The organism is Mesorhizobium sp. M1E.F.Ca.ET.041.01.1.1 (assembly GCF_003997355.1).
GTDB lineage: Bacteria > Pseudomonadota > Alphaproteobacteria > Rhizobiales > Rhizobiaceae > Mesorhizobium.
In genome coordinates, this window is sequence record NZ_RZSL01001010.1 from 1 (window position 1) to 1,335 (window position 1,335).

The 1,335-nt window shown below is 68.5% G+C and carries 1 protein-coding gene and 1 pseudogene; both read right to left on the reverse strand.

Annotated elements, in window-relative coordinates:
* Nucleotides 1–196 precede the first annotated feature (196 nt).
* Nucleotides 197–583 carry an RNA-binding S4 domain-containing protein gene (locus tag EOA38_RS36860; RefSeq protein WP_127301524.1) on the reverse strand — a complete coding sequence of 129 codons (387 nt, stop codon included), beginning with the start codon at nucleotides 581–583 and terminating at the stop codon, nucleotides 197–199.
* A 15-nt stretch (nucleotides 584–598) separates the two neighbouring features.
* Nucleotides 599–1,335 (reverse strand): annotated as a pseudogene (locus EOA38_RS40795) (helicase); the annotation flags it as partial.

Here is a 1,335-nt window from a genome sequence, read left to right on the forward strand (position 1 = left end):
GTCCATGTATTTGCATTTTATGCAATTGTCGGTCACGACATAGGTCATCGCAGGCTCCGGGACGTCCCGTATTTGCTGGGCTTTTTTGGTGAGGTAACGCCTTTGCCCGTCGCTTGCAAGGGCAGGGCTTGCTGCCTCAGCCGGCGTCGCGGAACAGAATTCCGGCCGTTTGCCGCGACGAGGTTCGGTTGTGTCTTCAGTCCTCGCCGAGCAGGCGGTCGGTTTGCCGGCGTTCCCGCTTGGTCGGGCGGCCGCTGCCGGCCTCGCGCAAAGCCGGAATGGCGTCGGGAACGGCCTCGCCCTTCGGTGTCGGGAGCGGAGACATGTCCTCGTAAAGTAGGCGCGCTTCCTCGGCCGGGCCACGCCGGGTTCCGGGGTTGAGGACTTTCCAGACCATGATACGGCGGTCGAGCGTAATGGTCAGCACATCGCCGGCCTTGACCAGATCCGAGGCCTGCGCTGCTTTGTCGCGATTGATGCGGACCCGTCCGGCAACGACGAGCTTGGCCGCCAGCGACCGCGATTTCACCGCTCGCGAGAAGAACAGCCATTTGTCGATGCGCTGGCGGCCTTCTCCAACCATCGGAATCGGCCGAGGCTATTTCTTAAGCTGGTCGCGCAAGGCGGCGAGCTTGGCGAAAGGGGAATCCGGGTCGAAGCGCTGCGGGCGCTCCTCGCGCGGCTTGCTCTGGAAGGCAGGCTTGCCGGCGTTGCCCTTACCGCCCTGCCTGTCGCCTTTCCAGTCCGGTCGGCCCTCGCGGCGGTCGGGACGCTCGCCCTGCGGCCTGCCGTCCCGCTTCTCGCCGGTTTCGCGCCGATCGCCGGTTTCCGGCCGCGGCTTGAACTTCGAGCGGTCGAAGCGCGGCTTGCCGGCGCCGTCGCGTTGGTCGCGGCGGCCCTCATGCGCCGGCCGATCGCCGGGCTGGCCGGCTGCGGCGCCCGCCTGGCCGCGCGGGCGATTATCCCGGCGGTTGTCGTGGCGATGACGCGGGCGCTGATGATCGAAGCGCGCCTGCCGCCACAGCAGGATCGGCTTCGGTTCTTCCTGCTCGGCGGAGGCTTCGCCGGCGGCGGCGCTACCCTCCCCCTCGTGGGGAGGGTCGGCGCGCAGCGCCGGGGCGGGGGGAGCGCCGGCGCCGTCAGCACTATCTGCATCGCCGGCGCTTTCACCCCCACCCGCGTCGCTTCGCGCCGCGACCTCCCCCATCGAGGGGGAGGTGGGAGCCTCAGCCGCCATCGGCTCTGTCGCGGTTACGGCTTCTTCGACAGTCTCGGTTTGAGGCTGCTCTTCCGACACCGGCTCTACGCCAATCTCTGCGGCGGGCTCTGTCCCGG